This is a genomic window from Photobacterium sp. HL06 (genome assembly GCF_059552575.1).
Map to the genome: position 1 here is coordinate 1,677,567 of NZ_CM183914.1, position 19,285 is coordinate 1,696,851.

21 protein-coding genes are annotated in these 19,285 nt (G+C 44.1%); 11 read left to right on the plus strand and 10 right to left on the minus strand.

Annotated elements, in window-relative coordinates:
* Positions 1 to 81: 81 nt before the first annotated feature.
* From AC51G0_RS07970 to AC51G0_RS07995, 6 genes are read right to left on the minus strand one after another with little or no spacing between them, the layout of a single operon-like run.
* Positions 82 to 909 (minus strand): heme ABC transporter ATP-binding protein, encoded by an 828-nt coding sequence (locus tag AC51G0_RS07970; RefSeq protein WP_496301517.1) that lies wholly within the window; start codon positions 907 to 909, stop codon positions 82 to 84.
* A complete protein-coding gene (locus AC51G0_RS07975; RefSeq protein ID WP_496301897.1) occupies positions 906 to 1,943 on the minus strand; it encodes a FecCD family ABC transporter permease in 1,038 nt (345 codons plus the stop codon). The genes AC51G0_RS07970 and AC51G0_RS07975 overlap by 4 nt, the downstream gene beginning before the upstream one ends.
* Before the next feature lie 39 nt (positions 1,944 to 1,982).
* The gene (locus tag AC51G0_RS07980; protein WP_496301518.1) at positions 1,983 to 2,816 is read right to left on the minus strand and encodes a heme/hemin ABC transporter substrate-binding protein; all 834 of its coding nucleotides are present in this window, start codon (positions 2,814 to 2,816) and stop codon (positions 1,983 to 1,985) included.
* The gene (locus AC51G0_RS07985) at positions 2,813 to 3,235 is read right to left on the minus strand and encodes an ExbD/TolR family protein (protein WP_496301519.1); all 423 of its coding nucleotides are present in this window, start codon (positions 3,233 to 3,235) and stop codon (positions 2,813 to 2,815) included. Before AC51G0_RS07985 ends, AC51G0_RS07980 begins: the two co-directional genes overlap by 4 nt.
* Positions 3,232 to 3,918 (minus strand): MotA/TolQ/ExbB proton channel family protein, encoded by a 687-nt coding sequence (locus AC51G0_RS07990; protein ID WP_496301520.1) that lies wholly within the window; start codon positions 3,916 to 3,918, stop codon positions 3,232 to 3,234. The genes AC51G0_RS07985 and AC51G0_RS07990 overlap by 4 nt, the downstream gene beginning before the upstream one ends.
* Before the next feature lie 3 nt (positions 3,919 to 3,921).
* Positions 3,922 to 4,686 (minus strand): energy transducer TonB, encoded by a 765-nt coding sequence (locus tag AC51G0_RS07995; RefSeq protein WP_496301521.1) that lies wholly within the window; start codon positions 4,684 to 4,686, stop codon positions 3,922 to 3,924.
* A 393-nt stretch (positions 4,687 to 5,079) separates the two neighbouring features.
* Between AC51G0_RS07995 and hutW the strand changes: the two genes are divergently transcribed.
* The 5 genes from hutW to AC51G0_RS08020 all read left to right on the plus strand — a co-directional run bounded on the left by hutW (position 5,080) and on the right by AC51G0_RS08020 (position 8,556).
* Positions 5,080 to 6,441 carry a heme anaerobic degradation radical SAM methyltransferase ChuW/HutW gene (hutW, locus tag AC51G0_RS08000; protein WP_496301522.1) on the plus strand — a complete coding sequence of 454 codons (1,362 nt, stop codon included), beginning with the start codon at positions 5,080 to 5,082 and terminating at the stop codon, positions 6,439 to 6,441.
* Between the two features lie 206 nt (positions 6,442 to 6,647).
* Complete coding sequence (gene hutX, locus AC51G0_RS08005) at positions 6,648 to 7,097, plus strand: heme utilization cystosolic carrier protein HutX (RefSeq protein WP_496301898.1); 450 nt, start codon at positions 6,648 to 6,650, stop codon at positions 7,095 to 7,097.
* Between the two features lie 2 nt (positions 7,098 to 7,099).
* The gene (gene hutZ / locus AC51G0_RS08010) at positions 7,100 to 7,657 is read left to right on the plus strand and encodes a heme utilization protein HutZ (RefSeq protein ID WP_496301523.1); all 558 of its coding nucleotides are present in this window, start codon (positions 7,100 to 7,102) and stop codon (positions 7,655 to 7,657) included.
* Between the two features lie 181 nt (positions 7,658 to 7,838).
* Entirely contained in the window at positions 7,839 to 8,234 is a 396-nt protein-coding gene (locus AC51G0_RS08015) for a hypothetical protein (protein ID WP_496301524.1), read from the plus strand.
* A 130-nt stretch (positions 8,235 to 8,364) separates the two neighbouring features.
* A complete protein-coding gene (locus AC51G0_RS08020) occupies positions 8,365 to 8,556 on the plus strand; it encodes a hypothetical protein (RefSeq protein ID WP_496301525.1) in 192 nt (63 codons plus the stop codon).
* A gap of 364 nt (positions 8,557 to 8,920) precedes the next feature.
* Here the strand turns inward: AC51G0_RS08020 and AC51G0_RS08025 are convergent, their stop codons facing one another.
* A complete protein-coding gene (locus AC51G0_RS08025) occupies positions 8,921 to 9,280 on the minus strand; it encodes a winged helix-turn-helix transcriptional regulator (protein ID WP_496301526.1) in 360 nt (119 codons plus the stop codon).
* A gap of 109 nt (positions 9,281 to 9,389) precedes the next feature.
* Between AC51G0_RS08025 and AC51G0_RS08030 the strand changes: the two genes are divergently transcribed.
* Together AC51G0_RS08030 and AC51G0_RS08035 are read left to right on the plus strand one after the other, a co-directional pair.
* On the plus strand, positions 9,390 to 9,800 hold the full coding sequence (locus AC51G0_RS08030; RefSeq protein WP_496301528.1) for a GFA family protein: 411 nt from the start codon (positions 9,390 to 9,392) through the stop codon (positions 9,798 to 9,800).
* 107 nt (positions 9,801 to 9,907) lie between these two features.
* The gene (locus AC51G0_RS08035; protein WP_496301529.1) at positions 9,908 to 10,279 is read left to right on the plus strand and encodes a VOC family protein; all 372 of its coding nucleotides are present in this window, start codon (positions 9,908 to 9,910) and stop codon (positions 10,277 to 10,279) included.
* 277 nt (positions 10,280 to 10,556) lie between these two features.
* On the opposite strand, the gene AC51G0_RS08040 is transcribed toward AC51G0_RS08035, so the two are convergent.
* The gene (locus AC51G0_RS08040; protein WP_496301530.1) at positions 10,557 to 11,123 is read right to left on the minus strand and encodes an outer membrane beta-barrel protein; all 567 of its coding nucleotides are present in this window, start codon (positions 11,121 to 11,123) and stop codon (positions 10,557 to 10,559) included.
* Positions 11,124 to 11,311: 188 nt separating this feature from the next.
* On the opposite strand from AC51G0_RS08040, the gene AC51G0_RS08045 reads away from it, so the two are divergent.
* From AC51G0_RS08045 to AC51G0_RS08060, 4 genes are read left to right on the plus strand one after another with little or no spacing between them, the layout of a single operon-like run.
* Positions 11,312 to 12,961: a hypothetical protein gene (locus tag AC51G0_RS08045; protein WP_496301531.1), complete on the plus strand. Its 1,650-nt coding sequence runs from the start codon at positions 11,312 to 11,314 to the stop codon at positions 12,959 to 12,961.
* A 1-nt stretch (position 12,962) separates the two neighbouring features.
* Positions 12,963 to 14,573, plus strand: a complete 1,611-nt coding sequence (locus AC51G0_RS08050; RefSeq protein WP_496301532.1) for an ATP-binding protein — start codon at positions 12,963 to 12,965, stop codon at positions 14,571 to 14,573.
* 31 nt (positions 14,574 to 14,604) lie between these two features.
* Positions 14,605 to 15,288, plus strand: coding sequence for a response regulator (locus tag AC51G0_RS08055; RefSeq protein ID WP_496301533.1), 684 nt, complete (start codon positions 14,605 to 14,607; stop codon positions 15,286 to 15,288).
* Positions 15,289 to 15,347: 59 nt separating this feature from the next.
* Positions 15,348 to 15,857: a DUF6653 family protein gene (locus AC51G0_RS08060; RefSeq protein WP_496301534.1), complete on the plus strand. Its 510-nt coding sequence runs from the start codon at positions 15,348 to 15,350 to the stop codon at positions 15,855 to 15,857.
* Between the two features lie 234 nt (positions 15,858 to 16,091).
* On the opposite strand, the gene AC51G0_RS08065 is transcribed toward AC51G0_RS08060, so the two are convergent.
* Both AC51G0_RS08065 and AC51G0_RS08070 read right to left on the minus strand, forming a co-directional pair.
* Positions 16,092 to 17,465, minus strand: coding sequence for a hypothetical protein (locus AC51G0_RS08065; RefSeq protein WP_496301535.1), 1,374 nt, complete (start codon positions 17,463 to 17,465; stop codon positions 16,092 to 16,094).
* Between the two features lie 771 nt (positions 17,466 to 18,236).
* Positions 18,237 to 19,202 carry a transposase gene (locus tag AC51G0_RS08070; protein ID WP_496301536.1) on the minus strand — a complete coding sequence of 322 codons (966 nt, stop codon included), beginning with the start codon at positions 19,200 to 19,202 and terminating at the stop codon, positions 18,237 to 18,239.
* Between the last annotated feature and the right edge of the window lie 83 nt (positions 19,203 to 19,285).

Consider the following 19,285-nt stretch of genomic DNA (forward strand, 5'->3'; position numbering starts at 1 on the left):
TCTGGTTCGATGATTTTGCTTTCTGGCAAGTAAAAAACCTCAGCTTTTGGGCTGAGGCTGTCCTGCTAAAATAGGATTAACTTATACTGCTTTTGATAACTCTGCAGACGAGATCGCAGGCATCACAACAGGATAGTTATCGGTTGGGTGCTCGCCGATGTGTACGGGCCAGCCATAGACTCGGCTGATCGTGTCTTTCTGTAATGCTTGTCGGGGGGGACCATCAGCCTGGATCTTACCTTCATTGATAATAACAAGGCGATCAGCATATTGAGCCGCTAGGTTCAGATCATGGATCACTACGATCACGGCAGCCCCCGATTGCGCAAGGCCTCGGGCGACTTGCAGAGTTCTATGCTGGTGGGCGAGATCGAGCGCCGAGGTCGGTTCGTCGAGCATCAGCATACACTGCTTGCCTGCCTGGCTTAACTGGGTAAGCACCCGTGCATAGTGCACCCGTTGCTTTTCACCGCCGGATAGGGAAGGGTAGAGCCGATTTTTGAGCGACAGCACATCAACAAGCTTCATTTTCTCAGTGGCGATTGTTTTGGTTTGCACATTGGGTATTTGCAGTGGCAGGCTACCGAGCTCTACCACTTCTTGTGCGGTAAAAGCAAAACTCAAATTGCTGTGCTGTGGCAATACACCTAAGTGCTTGGCAAGCTTTGCCTGCTTGAATTCATTACGTGCTTTACCGAAGAAGGACACTTCGCCGCCTGCATCGATTTCCCCACACAGTACCTTGAGCAACGTACTCTTACCGGCACCATTGGGGCCCAGAAGGGCGGTTAGTTCGCCGCTGGCAATGGTTAAGTTGAAGTTGCTCAGCAGTGTTTTTCCACCCAACGTCAGGTGCAGCCCTTTGGCTTCGATAGCAGCAGGCTTGTTCTTTTCTGTTGCAGTGTTCATGACATTCTTCCCTTTTGGTTTATAAGTAGGAAGATAAAGAATGGTGCGCCGAGAATAGCTGTGATGATCCCGACGGGTAATTCTGCCGGGGCGGCGACAACACGAGCCAGCATATCGGCGATGAGTAGGATTAACGCGCCAAGTAGTGCCGACAATGGCAGCAATGTTTTGTGATTCGGCCCGGTAAGCATTCTTCCTAGATGGGGAATAATTAGGCCGATAAAGCCAATGACACCGGTTAATGAGACCGTGACACCGACCCCCGCGGCACAGAGCAAAATAAGCAGCCTTTTCAACCGCTGAACATTTACGCCCATATGGCGAGCTTCGGCTTCGCCCAGCAAGAAAGCATTTAACGCATTGGCATTGCGGTCGAACAAAAACAACAAGCTACCTAGGGTAACAAAAGCAAGTATGATCCCTGGCCATGTCGCACCAGCAAGTGAACCCATGCTCCAGAGAGACAAATCGCGCAGAGCCTGATCATCAGCATAGTAGTTCATCAACCCAAGGGCGGCACCTGACAAGGCGCCAATAGCAACACCGGCAAGCAGCATGACAGTGACAGAAGTGCCGTTTTTATCTGTGCCAAGGCGGTAGACAAGATAAGTACTGGCCGCACCGCCAATAAAGGCAAAAATCGGTACCGTTCCAAGAGTTAGCAGTTGCGGGAATGATGTTGCCAGCGGTGCAAAAACAACAATGGCAAGGGCGGCACCAAGGCTAGCGCCGCCAGACACGCCAATGATACCGGGATCTGCCAGGGGATTACGGAACAGCCCCTGCATGACCGCGCCGCAAAGGGCAAGTATTGCCCCAACCGCCATACACAGCAGGGTACGTGGCAGGCGGATCTGATGGATAACGATCTGAATGTGGGCCGGAAGATCAGATTGCCATGGCAAAAGCACCTTAACACTGTCAGAAAAGCTGATTGCCATCGGCCCGACAACCACCGAGGAGATGATAGCGATCGCAAGTAGTAAAAAGCCCAGTGGAAAAACAACACTAACAGGCATGCGGTGGATCTGCATAATTCTTGATTGCATAGATAGCCGTATCTAGGTTGAGGATCAGTTGTAGAACACGTTATTCAAACGCTCAGCTTCACTCAGGCTCTTCAAGCCAAGGCCGCCAATCAGCGCTGTGCCGTCAATGGTTGCCAATGCTTTGTTTTGACCTGCTGGTGTCGCAGATAATAGCGGTATCTTTTTCAGCAACTCATCAGCATTGCCGATTGTGCTCAATGTCCGTGAGCTGATCAGGATGATATCGGGTTGCATGTCGACCATGGCTTCGGTCGAAATCGGTTTGTAAGACTCAACAGCATCAGCAGCGGGGTTGATGGCCCCTGCAAGTTTGATCACGGTGTCGGCGGTGGTGTTACGGCCAGCAACGTTGGCCGGGCGGCCGTCATGGATCATGAGGAACAGAACTTTTTTGCGCGTTTGCTGTTTAGCCAAAGTGGCATTGATCGTGGCAACTTTTTGTTTCACATTAGCTTGCAACTGAGCCGCGTCTGCTTCTTTGCCTGTAATACGACCTATTTCCTCAATGCGAACTAATAGATCATTAACGGTTTCACCCGAGTTGAGGATATCGACATTGATCCCAGCTTGCTGGAGAAGCTCTAACGTCGTTTTCGGCCCCATTTCATTGGAGCCTAAAATCCGGGTTGGGTTGAGGGCAATTAGGCTCTCTGCAGAGAGCTGGCGGTGGTAGCCCAGCTTAGGAACCGAGCTGTCAACCATCGACTTGCTGGTAATATCAACGGCTGCGAGCTGTTTTTGTGCACCCATGGCATTGATAAGTTCGGTAATTGCAGCGCCAGCACTGATGATGCGTTCATTGGCCCAGACGGAGCTCGCTGTGATAAGTAATGCTGTAGCCAGAGCGATACGCTTCATGATTTGTCCTCTTCCATTAATAGTTGTGTTGCTTTTATTTCTTGCTGTTGCAAAAAGGCGAGTAATTTCAGCATGTTCTCGACTGAGCCTGCTTTGTCTGCACCAATAACAACAGGCTTGTCTGGGTTAGCCTTTACTTCTTTGAGTAAGGCCTGCGTGAATTCATCCCAACTCTCAACAGGGCGACCTTGTAGTGCCCAATATGGCACTTGTGCGGTCAGGTTGACGGTGACAGGATCCGATTCAGTAGTTTGCAAGGTCTGGGTTTCTGTCTGTGGCAACTCAACCTCAAGGGATTGCAATTTGACACTGGCTGTAAGCAATAGAAAAACCATCACAATGAAGATGATATCTAGCAACGGAGTAAGATCAGGCTTGAGTTCATCATCAAACTGGCTGCTGTTACCGACACGGATCATTGGGCAACCTCTTTGAGGCTGGTTGTGGATCCGGGCTTAGGTTGGTTGCCAGGGGCAAGATCTAAGCCTTCGAGCCAAAGGTTGCAATAATTTAAGGTGTGCTCGAGCTTGGCTGTTACCTTATCAGCCCAGAGCCCGAGTAGCTGCGCGGATGTAATTGCCGGTAAGGCGATAATTAGGCCAGCAGCCGTGGTGCGCATCGCCAGCCCCAAGCCATCAGCCAGATCATTGGGAGTTACAGCCCCCGTCGTTGCAGCAATCCCTTCGAACATGTCTATCAGGCCTAAAACGGTACCCAGTAAACCGAGCAATGGGCTAATCACCCCAATCAAAGTCAGCAGCCTGATGCCGGAACGCAGCTGTGTACGTTTCTGCTGAAGCCAGATCCCGGCGGCATCTTCACGTAGTGGTTTGTTGAAGTGGCGATGGGAGATAAGCATCGCCACACCCTTGTATAGCAGCGGCCGTTGATTGCTGAGGTCATCGGCAAGCCGATCGAGATCAGTGCCGTTGTTACGGTTCCGGCCAGCAAGCAGGGCATTGATTTTACTTTTACCAACACCAGTGCATAGCAGCACCTGAATGCACCTTTCCAACAAAATCATGACGGTCAGGGCAGAGCAGATAAGAAGTGGCCAGGTCATAAGGCCAAATTGATTTTGCAATTGTTCAATAGTGTCCATTGTTTAATCCAACTGAAAACGAACAGGAATTTGTACACGGTGCGCAATGGCTTGCCCGTCAACAATATGTGAGGAGAAATGCCAGCGCTTAATGGCTTCCAGAGCGGCTTTATCAAGCACTTGGGCACCAGAAGATTTCACTAGGCTGTGTTTGACTTGTTTACCTTTTGGGTCTAGCCAAACCTCAATCATGACTTGCCCTTCAATGCCCCGGCGCTTTGCCAGTTTTGGGTATTTAACCGGGCTTGGTCGGGTTGTAAATGTTGGACGGCTAACAAGCTTGGGAGAGCTATTTACCCCGGCTGCATCTTGAGTTTTCACTTCCGGCTTGGGTGTTGGCACCGGGCTGACCTTCTTAACGGTTTCGGATTTTGCTCTGGTAACTTCTTTGATGGGGGGAGCATGCTCTATGCTCTTTGCCTGTTCGAACTTTGGCTTTTTGCCAGGAGGTTTCGGAGCCGTTTTAACCACTTCTTTGGCTGGCTTCTTTTTTACAGCCTCTGGCTTTTTCTTCTTTACCAGCTTTTTAGCCTTAGTTTTTTGCTCAATTGGCTTAGGCTTGGCGACAGGAGCAGGTTTATGAACGCTATTTTTCTCAGCTGGTGGTTGCTGGGTTGGTTGAGGAGCAGAGACAAGGTTCAGTGAAACTCGAGTAGACTCGGCCCCGACTGGCATGGCCATAACGATTTTGTTTGGTACCGCTGACAAAAGAACACTGTGGATGATGATTGATGCAGCCCCTGCAATTGCGTATCGTTTTGTGTTCATTTCTTGTTACCTATATCAATGCTATTCATTACTCAGAAATAACTTGTATTTGCCAATCATAGATCTGACATATAAGTAAGTCGCTGATTTATAAGCTCAAAAAATAACTGAGCGATTTGTCAAAAAATACCGCCAGACAAGATGGTTTTTCATTATCCATGAATTGCGAATAATATCAATTATCATTTGCAATCTCATTTTTGCGTGATTATGATGCTCGCAAATAAGATTTATTATCATTTAGTGGCGCTTTTTCGCTTGGTGGTAATGAAAAATGAAAGTAGTCAGGCAAGTTGCTCAAAGCTGAATTCGACACCTGTTTAGATGATGGACTTGATATCCAGTAGAGATACTGGGTGAGGAGGAGCAAGCCTCTGCTAGCTCGTATTACCTATGAAAATAGAACGACAAATTGATCCCGAAAGCCTTGGTGCTGAGATTACAGGTAAAAATACACCTGATCCTTTGCGGTATTCATTTCAGAACAAACGTTCCGCGCATGCGGGAGGTATGGTCGCTATGGTGCCGGAAGAGGAGCGCCAGCTGAAGGCTATTGGTGTACTTCAAGCGCAAGCTACTGGTAAACGCTGCCTGTATATTCACATTCCATTTTGCCGTGTGCGTTGTACCTATTGTAATTTTTTTCAGTATGCATCGAGCCAGTCGCTAATTGATGCTTACTTTGAAGCCTTAATGAGCGAATTACTGTTCAAGGCGCAGCTGCCTTGGACACAATCAGCTCCCTTTCAGGCTGTCTATATTGGCGGGGGAACACCAACGGACTTGACATCCGATCAGATCACCCGCCTTGGTAAAATGGTGCGTCAGCATTTTCCGTTAACGACAGACTGTGAGCTAACTCTAGAAGGGCGTATTAACCGTTTTGATGATCGTATGTTTGATGCGGCATTAGAGGGTGGGTTTAACCGTTTTTCCTTCGGCGTACAAAGTTTTGATACCCAGGCACGCAGAAAGGCCAAACGGCTTGATGACAGGGAGGTTGTCCTTGAGCGTATTCAAACGCTGAGTGCAGCCAATGCCGCCCCCATTGTGATTGATTTGCTCTATGGCTTGCCGTATCAAGACTTAACTACCTGGTATCAGGACCTCATTGATTTTTTAGACAGCGGCGCTCATGGCGTTGATCTGTATCAGTTGATCGAAATGGGAGGGACCCCGATGAAAGACATGATTGAACAAGGGCGGCTGCCGGAACCCGCTGATACGCCGACCAAGGCAACGATGTTCGAAAATGGTGTGAATTTTATGGCCAAGCACCATCTTCGCCGATTGAGTGTGAACCATTGGGCTCGAGATAACCGAGAGCGCAGTATTTACAACAGTTTAGCCAAAACGTCAGCCGAGGTTTTGCCTTTAGGTGCGGGGGCTGGCGGTAATGTTGGCGGCTTTGGCTTTATGCAACATCGCAATTTAGATACCTATATTGCAGCCGTCAAGGCGGGAGAGATCCCGCTGGCGATGATGACGCAAACCTCCCCGCAGGCCGCATTGCATTCAGAGATTAAAGCTAGTTTTGACCGTGGCTTCCTGTCTGCCAGGGATTTTGTGACAAAGTTCCACCAAGATGTTTTTCATTATTGTCGCCCACTGTTTGCCATTTGGCAGCAGAACGGATTAGTTAACCTGAAAGGTAACTACTTGTCGCTGACACTGGCTGGTGAATTTTGGTCTGTCTCGTTGGCTCAGGCGATGATTGAGGTTGTGCAAAAAAGCCAACTGCCGAAAGCCGCCTAATATTTAGCTATAGCATTAACAAAGACAGAGCCATGGATATAGGGTTCTGGATAACGATAAAGCCATGCCGTTGGCAATATGAACTTCCTAACTAATCATTGTGAAACGGCGCTATCTGGAGAGTAATTGTGTTCGAGAAAATTTCATTTGATGCATTGAAGTCACAAGTTGCCGAGCAATTGGCCGCAGAGCCCAAATTGCATGCTATGGCCATTGCCGAGGTTCTCGATGTGACAGAAGGTGAAGTTGTGATGGCACTTCCGGAAGAGTTAGTGGTGCCTGTTCCAGGTGAGAAAGCAAAAGCTATCTTGGAAGATCTACCTTCTTGGGGCCCAGTTACCACGATTGTCCATTCTATGGGCTCGATTTTTGAGGTGAAGGCTCCGTTTCCCAAAGGAAAAGAGGCTCGAGGTTATTATAACCTGATGGGGAAAGCGGGTGAGTTACACGGTCACCTTCGCTTAGACCTAGTGACTGACATTGCTCTTGTCAGTAAGCCATTCATGGGCCAGGAGAGCTACTTTATCGGCTTCTTTGCTCACAGTGGTGAATGTGTATTTAAAGTTTACCTCGGTCGCGACAAACAACGTCAGCTATATCCCGAGCAAATTGAAAAATTCAAACAATTAAAACAAGAAAATCTTGGAGAAAAGTAAACATGAATCAAGTAAAGCAAGAACGCCTTCAAAACCGTCTTGGTCCTGAAATTGCCGAGTTTCGCGAAGCTTGCCTCACTTTGCAACTGGCAACCGTTGATGCTGACGGTAAACCGAATGTGAGCTATGCGCCGTTTGCTTTGCTGGAGGACGGCTACTATGTACTGATCAGCCAAATCGCCAAGCATGCACGAAACTTGCTGGAAAACCCACAAGTGTCATTAATGATGATTGAAGACGAAGGGATGTCTAAAACGATTTATGCCCGCAAGCGTTTAACGTTTGAGGCGAATGTTGTGGTGGTAGAACGAGAGACCGAGCGCTGGGTTGAAGCCGTAGCCGGACTGAAAGCGCGCTTTGGTGAGATAGTTGATGGCCTGAGCGGGTTGGAGGATTTTACTATGTTCCGTCTTGAGCCAACCCAAGGCTTGTTTGTGAAGGGCTTTGGCCAGGCATTTCAGGTAAGTGGTGACGACTTGGTCGATTTTGTGCACCTGCAAGAAGGCCACAAGCGAGTGAAAGACGGCAATGAAGTCACAGAGCCGACTGAAGAGCTGTAACAGTCTAGTTTTTTGTACTTAAGGCCTGGTTTTAAACTCAGGCTTTTGTTTGTTTAGGGTGTTATAACGGACTCTAGCGGAAACGCTTGATCCGGATCATCGGAATACTTGGGCTTGCTTGATGTGCCTAAAATACGTGTGATAATTATCATATTAATGACGATGATACCGGGTCAAATTTATGTCCAGCGATAATAAAAGTGGTGTTCGTTTTGCTTATATTGCAAGCTTTCTGACACCTTTTACCTTTATGATTTCAGGCATTGTTGCCATTATTTATTCGGCCTACCAGCTGAACAAGGGCACCGATGAACTGGCATACAGCCACTATTACACCATTATTCGTACTTTCTTCTTATTCTTTACCTTCTTTGTGGTATTGGGTGTAACGGCGGCGACAACAACGGGTATGGTTGCCGGTGCGGAGTACTGGGTACATAGCGATTTTCTTGATAAGGTGCTGAACGCAATTCCGGTTGTCGGCCTTGTTATTGCTGCACTGGCCATTGTGAAATGGTTTGTGAAACACATTCAAGGGATGAAGCTGCTCAGCGAGAATAAAGCTATCGAGCTGTAATTGACCTCTTATGTAATTTAACTGAGAGACACTGAATCCGAAGCGAGAGATCGTTTCGGATTTTTTATGTCTGCTGAGGAGAATTCGACCAAACTTAATAGTGATAGGTCAGCGAGATGAGGGAATAGCAATGGCTACAGATCAAATTCTTCGTGACGATGAGCAATCCAACCGGGTTGTCGGGGGTAGCAAACCAATGAGCATGCATGAAGGAATCGCACCATGGTGTGATTGCTGTGTGTGCGAAGCCGAGCCATATTGGGCCGAGGTGGCTGAAGAGATGGGGATCAGCCTAAGTGATTACGAAGATATCAGAAAATAGCGTGATCAAGATAAATATCCCATATCGTTACTTTTCCGCTCCAAGAAAGATAGGCTCTAAATTAAGATGATGACATGCAAAAGCAGTCGCCTTTTTTGTATAGGATTTAATCCAGGCGTAGAAATTCTGATGCTTGGAAACTCCAGTAAGTGAGCCAAATGACTTAATCGAGATCTTAGGCCAAGTTCGCCTCATTCAGTGATAGTGGATTTGCTTTAACCTACAACCCCGGGTCTTTTCCGAAGTGTCCAAGTTAGAGCGTAAGATCACTGCTCTGGCTCGAACAGTGTTAGCAGCGTGCCTAAGCGGCCATCTATAACCTGATGGCCAACATATTTTATCACTGACTTAGTTATGCTAAGTACTAGGCTTCCATAAACCAATCTGGTGGTATCCAAGAGCCTTCTATATATTTATTACCCCACCTTGCTAGCTCTTGAAGAATAGGCAGGATATCTTTGCCCTTTGGAGTTAATAGGTATTCATATCTTTTGGGGTGATTTTGGTATGCAGATTTAGAAATCATGCCCTCAGATTCTAGCCGCTTTAATCTTTCCGCTAGCCTATTGGTTGGTATCTTTTCCGGGGAGTTCGCTAAGTCGCTATAGGTTTTTTTTCCACAGTGAAGGTCTCTGAGGACAACTAGTGTCCACTTATCTCCTAATATATCCAGGCTGTTTACTATTGGGCAGCCAGAGCGTTTAAACGGAGAGTTAGTATTCATTGCATTCTCTTTTAATGGTAATACCTCTGTATATTAGTATAGTCACTTGCATTATTGAAGCTTCACTACTACCATTAACTTCAATAACGTAAGTGACTAGGGGATGAACATGGAAAAGTTATCTGGTGAGTGCTTATGCGGTGCTATTACGTATGAGTGCACGGAAGGTGTTGTCATGGCAGGGCATTGTCAATGCAGTGATTGTCAGAAAATTAGTGGGGCGGGCCACATTTCAAACATAGCGGTTCCTAAGGGTAGTTTAAAGATCACTGGGCAGCTTAGTTTTCATGAGAAAGCGGCTGAAAGTGGCAACGTGGTTAAAAGAGGCTTTTGCCCTCACTGTGGTTGCCATATCTATGCAGAAAATAGTGGCATGCCGCAGTTCGAATTTATTCGGGCAGGTAGTCTGCATAATTTGGAGTTATTTCGCCCTGACATGGTTGTATATGCGAGTAGTGGAGCATCTTGGGACTATATTGACCCATCATTGCCAAAGTTTGAAACTATGCCTGAAATGTAACCAAACTGATGCGTTACCCTCGTGATTTTGAGTCGGAGCGGTGTGTTTGGTGAATATAGTGGGGCACATATGTTTGCAGTCTATGTGCCCAGAGCGAGAAAACTGAAATGATATCTAATATTATTCTTGGAACGGATGACTTGGAAAAGTCAGAAGTGTTTTATGACTCGCTGCTAGCTCTATTTGATGCAAAGCAGGTGATGAAAAGTGACCGCTTCATTTTGTGGAAATCTGAAGCCAGCGAAGTCGGAATAGCAGTGTGCATTCCATATGATGGCCAGGCTGCAACAAATGGTAATGGTGGTATGGTTGGGCTCAAGGCTGGTTCCATCAGTGAAGTTGAAAAAGTTTATGAAACGGCGCTGACATTAGGAGGCAGTTGTGAAGGTAAGCCCGGTGAACGAAAACCCGGTGTTTTTGCTGCCTACTTTAGAGATCCTAATGAAAATAAATTCGGCGTGTTTTTTGTTAGTCCGTAACTAGGCACATACAACACATTAAGGAACCGAGTTACACTGGACGGCTTTGGTTGAAGTTTAGTGTACTTGATTGTAGTTCATATGGGCTTCAAGGCTATGTTACCTATTGATAATACACGTAATCCATTCCCAACTTTGCTTCGTAATGCCTTCGTCATTTTTTGAGGTTGCCTAAGGTGGTTGCAGGGCAGGCCGTTATTGATTTTATCTTTCTGATTGAACAGAGAAAGAAGCTAGAGTTTTACTTCTTTCTCTGGACTTTTAAAAATTTTATTAACTACCAGTGGTATCCGATAAGCAAGCCGCTTTGAAAGCCGCCGGCCTCAACCTTTTTCTCAAAAAGGTCGATATCAGCTTGTGAATATCGTAAATCGAAACCGATATTTAATTGTTTGACTGGCCGCCAGTAGACTCCCGTACCAATCCAGGTCCCCATTGCTGTATCGTCATCATCTTGTTTTGTATCGTCAATGACTCTTTCTTGATAGCCACTATTATAAGCTATACCACCGCCGAAGTAGGGACTAAAGTTGCTACCATTAAAGCGCCAAATCTTTCGTATTCCCAAGTGCAAGGCTCCCGTTGAAGCGTCAATATCTTGGGAGTTTGTACTATCGTCTTCACTTACGGATAAAAGTGCGTCTGCAGCAATGCTGACCGGCCAGCTTCTCATTTTAAAATCGGTAATCAAGCCGAGAGTTCCTTGGCTATCTGTATTTTCCCAATCATTGTCATCTAGTGATTTCTTTCCAATATAACCGCTGACATTGCCTGAAAATTCTCCGGCCGATAATGGTCCGTTAATAATAAATAGGATAGCCATGCATACTACTGATTTTTTCATGATAATACTCTTTTGTTTTGTGTTGTTAAGCTGGAGATTAGAGTATCAAAGAGCTCTGTCGGGCTCGGTCGAGTTTTGTCGTAATTTGTAAGTTGCACTGTAAATAACCGAACAAGTCTATATACTCAAAAATACATTGAAGGTGTGATTTTTATAATTAGAGGCTTAGGGACAGTGGAGAAGCCAAGTTGAAAAAAAGCTTTTTTATTCAGTTGTACTTTGTGGTGTTATTTGCTGCGGTATTGATTCCATCTTTTATTGCACCAGAAGTTTCGCGAAAAGCTATAGAACCTTTTCAAGAGCAGCTGCATCGTTTATATGTTTCCAGCAGCGTTGAAGCTTTCGCGGAACTCATGAATTCATCTGAGCCTTCTATGCGTGCAGTGTTAGTTGAACAGTTAATGAGTGATTTTCCTTATCAAATAGAATTGTTAGACTTCGATACACAGAAATTTGATGATGAAGAATTAGTACAGCTCTATCGGGGCAATATCGTCTACCATAAACTCTCTCATGATTTATTTAGATTGCTAGAGGACAAAAAAGAGTTAATAGTCATTCGCAATCCAGATCAAGCACCCCCGCATAAGCTTTCCCATGCACAGCGGGAGGTCATGGGGACCTTGGCTTTGTTACAGCAGAGCCTTCGAGCCCAGCCGCCGGGGCTTTGGGGGCAGATTATCAAGCGCAAATCCGAATACTTCAGCTACCCCCTATCCTTGACGTCGTTCGATAACCTAAAGCTAACTGACATTGAACGGAATATTCTGGCCGATGGCAGAATTTTAACCCGACTTAGCCAACATCAGGTCAAGTACGGCTCAGGGGTGGATTATTTCTATCAACGAGTAGCAGGTAGCAATCAAGTCATCAGCGCTGGCCCGATTAGCCCATTTATTAACGATCAAATAGAGCAATACCGCAATAGCAACCTGTGGTTAATCGCCGCTTTTATGGCATTGGTTCTTTGCTTATGGTTGTTTCCAAGCTGGCGTTCGGCACTCGATATTTCGAATGCTGCTAAGCGCTTTGGTAATGGCGAGCTATCCAGTCGTAGCCAACAATACACGGCTAGTAATCTTAATAAAATGACACAGATTTTTAATGATATGGCGTCGAAAATACAGCAATTATTTGTCAGCAATCAAGCGCTAATGCTGGCAATGATCAAAGAACTACGATTACCGATTTCAAAAATCAAACAGTCGGTCGAGTCGCTTGAGGCCGGGCAACCGGGTTGTAGTCAAAAGCAGGCGATTGAATCGACTCAAATAGCAATCGATGAATTAACAAAATTAACTGGTAACATTTTATTTTATGCTAAAACTCAACAAGAGCCTTTGTCGCTTCAAGTCGAAAGTGTCGCGATATATTGCTGGCTTGAAGAGCAAGTTGAGGTGGCTGCCAGAGAGCTTTCTGTACCAGACGGTAAGCTTGTTTTCGAAAAGGAAAATTCACATAACCTTCAAGTTCAATTCGACGCAGATAATTTTGGGCGGGCGATCCGAGGACTGCTTTCTTATTTGGTTGAAACAGGCAGCCGTAAAGTAATTGTCAGCTGTCGCCTGCTTCATAATAACTGGCTTATAGAGCTGAAAAATACGATTTCCGGTGATGATGAGTTGATGAAATCATGGAGAACCAGAACACTGGATCTGATTGATGATGATAGTGATAAATTGGGTAAGAGAGACCATCAAATTGAAGAACTACCTTATTTAATTGCTACCAAGGTAGTCGAAGCTCATCAAGGAAAGCTTGAATTTTCGACTGATAACCATGGATATAAGATCGTTTCGTTGAGTTTACCGATTAGCTGTCAACAAGAGGCGAATTGACATGAATCGAACATTTTTTATCCAGCTTCTATTGGTTGTTTTATTAATTGTATTACTCGGTCAGTTTTCTCTATTAGGCCGATTCTTCGACTTATGGCGTCCTCATATGGAAGCCATTGAAAAACACCGCGCCTACGGAGTGGTCGAATTGCTTTTAGAGCAAATTGACCACTTAACAGAAACCGAACAACGACATCGCTTGCAGCTCTTGCAAAAAGATTTTGGTTACGGCATAGCGCTTACCAATAAGGCAGAACTCAAACTATCAGCTCGTCAGGTTAACGAGCTTAACAACGACTTAGTGGTCTTTAACAAAGAGCGACTGGAGCTTTATCGTCAATTGCAAAATGGTCAACTACTCGTTATTGCGAATATGGACGCACCCGCGCAGCACCTGCAGTCAGATGTCGATTTAGCAATTGTGGGCAGCATTAAATTGCTACAACGGATTTTAAAGGAAGCTGATGAAGCCGAATGGCAGGCAATAATTGACCGAGTTAGCTTAGAAGAAGGGGTCAAGATTCAACTGCAAGATCTGACACAAGTTGACTTAAATTCTGAAAAAGCTCTACGGCTTCAACAAGGCGAATTAGTGTATATTGAAAACGCTGGTTCACAGTCGCTTGAGCTGCCAGCAGAAGTGATTTACCAACGCATTGGGGAGAGCCAAAAGGTCCTAAAGCTAGGCCCACTATCTCCATTTATTAGCAATCTTATTCATCATAGTAAGTTGGTGAATTATGCGCTACTTAGCGTGTTGATCACTTTGCCAATAATTTTGTGGTTTCTACCAACGTGGATTTCGGCGAGAAACTTAAACCGGGCAAAACAGAAATTTGGAGAAGGTGATAATCATGCGCGAATTTCCCCTGTTTTTGCCAGTAATCTTAATCCTCTGGTGCCCATATTTAACCAGATGGCGGAAAATGTCGAAACATCATTGACTTATAATAAAGTTTTAACCCACGCAATTTCTCATGAATTGAGGACACCACTCACCAGTATTGAGTTTGCCCTTGAGCTATTTGATGCTAATCAATCAGAAGACAACCGCAATAAACAACTTAACCGGATGAAGGCGAGTATTCAAGAGCTTGAAATTATGGTACGTGAACTGTCGGATTATGCCCGCTTTGACCAACGCGAGCTCAAGCTAGAAACTCAAGTGACTGATGTTATAGAATTTATAGTGGCGACAGTGAACAAGTGGCAAGCTACGCCCAGGAAGATAGTCTTGTCAGTAACTTTAGAGTCGAATATATATTTGACTCGCTTCGACTCTTATTTTCTGGGGCGGGCTGTCGATAATATACTTCGTAATGGATTTATTTACGCCGATAATCGGATCCATATTTATTTAGAGCTGATACAAAACGCTTGTCGGATCTGTATTGAAAACGATGGTAAACCCATTTCACAAGCGGATAAAAAACGTTTATTTGTTCCGTTTGTCAGGTTGAACGATAGCCGTGACAGAGATTCGGGTGGTACTGGGCTTGGGTTGGCCATTGTCGCTCAAATTGTTGAAGCTCATGAGGGGCAGGTGTGGGTCGAAGACAGTGAGTTGGGTGGAGCAAAATTTGTTATTCAATTGCCTGATTGTATAGAATAAAACGAGTTATTTTGTTTCAGTAGTGATTAATATGCAAAAGATTTTAATGGTTGAAGATAATGGTTCTCTCGCGGCGACTGTTAGTGAGTATCTCGAAATGGAAGGGTTTAAGGTAGCAATCGAAGATAACGGTGTGGTTGCCGAAAAACGTATTTTGGCTGAAAACCCGGATCTGGTGATCCTAGATTTGATGCTTCCCGGTAAAGACGGTATCAGTATATGCCGGGATATCCGGCATGCATATTCCGGTATGATATTAATGTTCACGGCAAAAGAAGAAGAGGTTGATCATATTGTCGGGCTTGAAGTCGGTGCAGACGACTATCTCATTAAACCAGTTCGGCCACGGCTATTGTTGGCAAAAATCCGCTCTTTACTACGACGAGAAAGTACAGCCGAAGCAGGGCGCAGAAAAAAAGTTTTCGGTTGTTTACAGGTTGACGACGAAGAGCGGTTAGTGACTCTCAACGGGACTAGAGTCTCTTTGACAAGTATGGAGTTTGAGCTTTTGAGTTTATTGACGTCTTTCCCTGGTGAAATTTTATCTCGTGATTTTATTGCACAACGGCTAAAAGGTCGCGAGCATGATGGCCTTGAGAGAAGCACGGACAACGCTATCAGCCAGCTGAGACGAAAACTACATGATAACGGGCGGGAACCAAAACGAATAAAGACGATTCGCGGCAAAGGTTATGTATTCATCCCCGCAGTCTGATCTGAATACCAATTATCGCTTACCAATAGAGTTTAGGCGTTATGATTTATGGAGAGAGAATGGACTTTACAAAATTATCCGAAAAAATTATGTTAATGGATGAAGAAAGTTGGCAAAGGCACTCTAATCCATGGAGTGTATATTCTCGATTTACTATACTTCCGTTATTATCTATCGCCTTTTGGTCTCGAGAGTGGATTGGTATTTATGCATTAGTACCAATTTTATTGTCTATTTTCTGGATTTGGCTCAATCCTCGAATATGTACTTCACCCTCGAAAACAGATAACTGGGCATCTATGGGAACATTCGGTGAACGAATTTACCTTCGAAAAGCAACTGATAAAATTCCCACTCATCACTTACAGATGGCCAAGCTATTACAGGTTATGTCAAGCATCGGTGTACCGGTATTAGCTTATGGACTATTTATTCTCGATATTTGGGCTGTATTGTTGGGGAATGTAATGATAATGGTTTTTAAGGCATGGTTTGTTGATCGTATGGTTTGGTTGTATTTAGACGTAAAAGATAGTGATGTCGAATTTCAAAAATGGTTCAAGTCATAAGGCGATCAAGGTGATGCATTACAAATGGTATTTTTATTCTCAGTTAATTAGAATAAAGGCTAAAGGTAGAAAATTCGTCGCAATGACAAAACATAAATAACGATTGGTGAGATTGCTATAAAAATCTCTTGCATGAGAAGTATCGAAAATCTCTATTTAGGTAGCTAAATTTACTATGCCACGACAGTTATGTTCCATGCACTACCGTGGCAGACTACTTCCTCTCTTTGACTGTCACTTATTTAACCACTTTCTGTATATTAACTTAGCAAAATTCTCATCAAATATAATCAAGTTTTCATTTACTAGAGCATTACTACTATGATTCGTTGCTACAGAGAGCTCATTAAATACAAACACCATTTCCAATATCATCGAATTTTCGTGTTTTAAACTGGCTCTATCTTGCTGATCTTCTGGAAATTCGATATATATTGTTCGGTACGTCTCATTATTATGATTTGTCCAATCTTTGACCTGCCAAAAGGCAGCGAAGCCTTCCTCACCTTCAGGTGTTACTATAACGTTGTTTTTACTATCAAACTCCAACTTTGTCAGCTTTGGTAGAGGGTTGTTGATGTCTGAATTATTTATGTCTCTTAGATGATATAACGTTTTTCCAGCCACAAAGTTGTCTTCAATCTGAATCGTAGGTATCAAAATGGAATCTTTAATCCACAATCCAGGATTGTTATCTTCGGAAAGGCTAAAAAGATAATTCTCATTTATTATTAAAAAAGTGAAATGACTATTTCCATATAGTAACGCGTTGCCGTTTAGTTGATACGACTCCTGATTACCCAAGTAACTTATGGTGCCATCGTTAAATGAAATGGTATTTTCATAATCATAGGGACCATTAGCAATGTAGTGGTTACTGAATATAGAATAAGTAAAGGACTGTCCGCTAAGATGTGATTCAACACTTGTTACTTTTGGTTTTGAGTAAAATACACTTGATTGAGCATCGTAACTTATGTCAATGGCAGATAAATCCACGCCTTCGTTTACTTTCTTATGAATAAGCTCCCTAATCTCACCAACTTTTTCATTTAGAGTTAGCAAATCATTATTAATTATCTGTTTGTCCAAAAGTGGTGTAATAGATCTGGCTAGTAGATGTGCTACCTGTGATTCATTCTGTTTATCGTCTACGTAATCGTTACTGATAGCATGATAGTCAACGTCTATCATTTCAGCTAATTCTTTCAGGGACAAATTACCAAGGTGGGCAAGTGTTGAGAATGGAGTGATATAGTCAGCATTAGCGGGGGCGATTAACTCATATGAATGAGTTAATGGTGTCACTTGATCGCTATCTTTAGTGACCCCTGCTTCTGCCTTAGCAATTATCGGATACTTTGCATCAGCCAAATTGATCTTGATTTGTCCTAACTCATTCGTTTTTGATGCTTTTTCTTCATTTAATTCACATATCTTATTTCTGTTTTTATCAATGCAAATGCTGGCATTGTGAAGATAGCCATCAATGACTGTGACTGTTTTCGTTTTTTGACCGACTGAAGTGCTAGGAGTATCTCCACCACAACCAGTAGCTAACAAAGGAAACATCAGTGTGACAGCTCTTAATCGTATATTGTATTTCATAAAATTCCTTTTATTGATTGAAGTTTGTCGTACATATGATTTCAATCTTTTATTGGTAAAAGCCCTGCTTAATCATGATGTTCTAACCCTAATGTTACTTGGATACGCGTTGCCTCCTAAACGTAGTGAGCTTACTGAATCCGGATGATTTATTACTTAACCTCTAGGGCACAGGTTATATAATCACTAATAATGTAATCAGCTTCTCTGGCGAGCGTTTCAAGCTTTTATTAAAGCAAGGAAATAGGCTATAGGGTTAGTACAGACTGGCTGTTAGCCGGGTATAACAGAATGAATCGGTCAGGATTTTTAAAGTGCACAGCACGGATTACTGATTTCAGGTAATTCATCACTTAACCTCAATCACTCGGATTATCTGACTGTTAGAAAATGCAATCTGTTTCTATGATTAACTTAAAGCTAAAACTAAACACAGTATTAAGCTTGTTGACCGGCGACCGAAGAAATACTTATTTTTGTATTCATATTAGGACAGGCATTATTCATATTAGGACAGGCATAGTTAAAATATGTTAGTAAGACTGGCATTAACATATTCATATTAGGACAGGCATTATTCATATTAGGACAGGCATAGTTAAAATATGTTAGTAAGGCTGGCATTAAAGTGCCTCCGGAATGGGATTGCTGTTTTTCTTACCTGTAATAGTTTGGCGATGATGCAGTTCATCACGGATTTTTGCATATTGGAGGGATGGCTTATCCTTCTGGGATCAGAATTAGGTGGGTAGCTTTGATTTTAAAGGTGATTTACGAGGTGAGCCTGTAACCCCGCGTACGAGCACGTTTGAAATTTATTGTAGCGCTTTGAATAGATCGCGATGAGCCAATGAGCAATGCACGTTGTCGTTCAAACTGGCTGCAAGCTTTCAACCAGTCTTGCTGCGCAAAATTCAAACGCTGAAGGATTGGAGGTGTATTGGATCCAATATACCCTGTTTTACCTTCCCGAAGCTGTCGACCCGTCCAGTCAACAAGTTCTATATAATCCATCAATCGCATTGGGATCCCTTTGATGATGGGGTTGGTTGGGTTGCCAATGAAAGGGTGAAGTGAAGGGGCGGTTAGCTTCTCATCTTTCAGAGCTTGGAGCCTTGCTTTTATCGACGTATAGCCAGAGCTTTCCAGCGTTTTGGCAGTACCAGCACGGATAGGATTTAAATCAACGTAGGTCATTGCGGCAGCCAGCGCTTGTTCATCCAGCAATGCCTGGCACTTAAAGCGGCTTTCCCAGAAATGCCCGGTACACTTATCTTCTCTATTCGCCCGCGAGGCGATATCTAAATTGATCTCCCGCATAAACCAACTGAGGTTAGCAAGCCGAGAACGCCAACCGTCGATGATGATTTTACAGGCGTTGAATTCGGCTTCGCTATTGGTGTCACCAGCTAACAACCGTTGGATCAGTACTGGTTTGTTGTGAAGGGAGCACCAGCGATCAATGATTTCCTGATCTGTTAACGCTTGTACTTTCTCTTTATCAATATGTACCACGAGGTGGTAGTGGTTGCTCATAATCGCGTAGGCACAAATATCAACACAGTAGAGACTGCTGAGCTGTTTGAGCTTCGCTTCAATCCATTCACGCCGGTGTTCAAAGGACGTTTCAGTTGCGTCATCGTAGCCACAGAGGAACGTGCGCCGCACACAACGTGATACACAGTGGTAATAGCACGTTGATTCTAGGCAAATTTGTTGTTTTCTGGCGGTGGTCATTATTCATTCCTTGCTGGTTGAATAATGACCATAGACTATGAGTTGGGCTTGAAAAAGGGTAATGGTTCTGATTGGGATTGGTG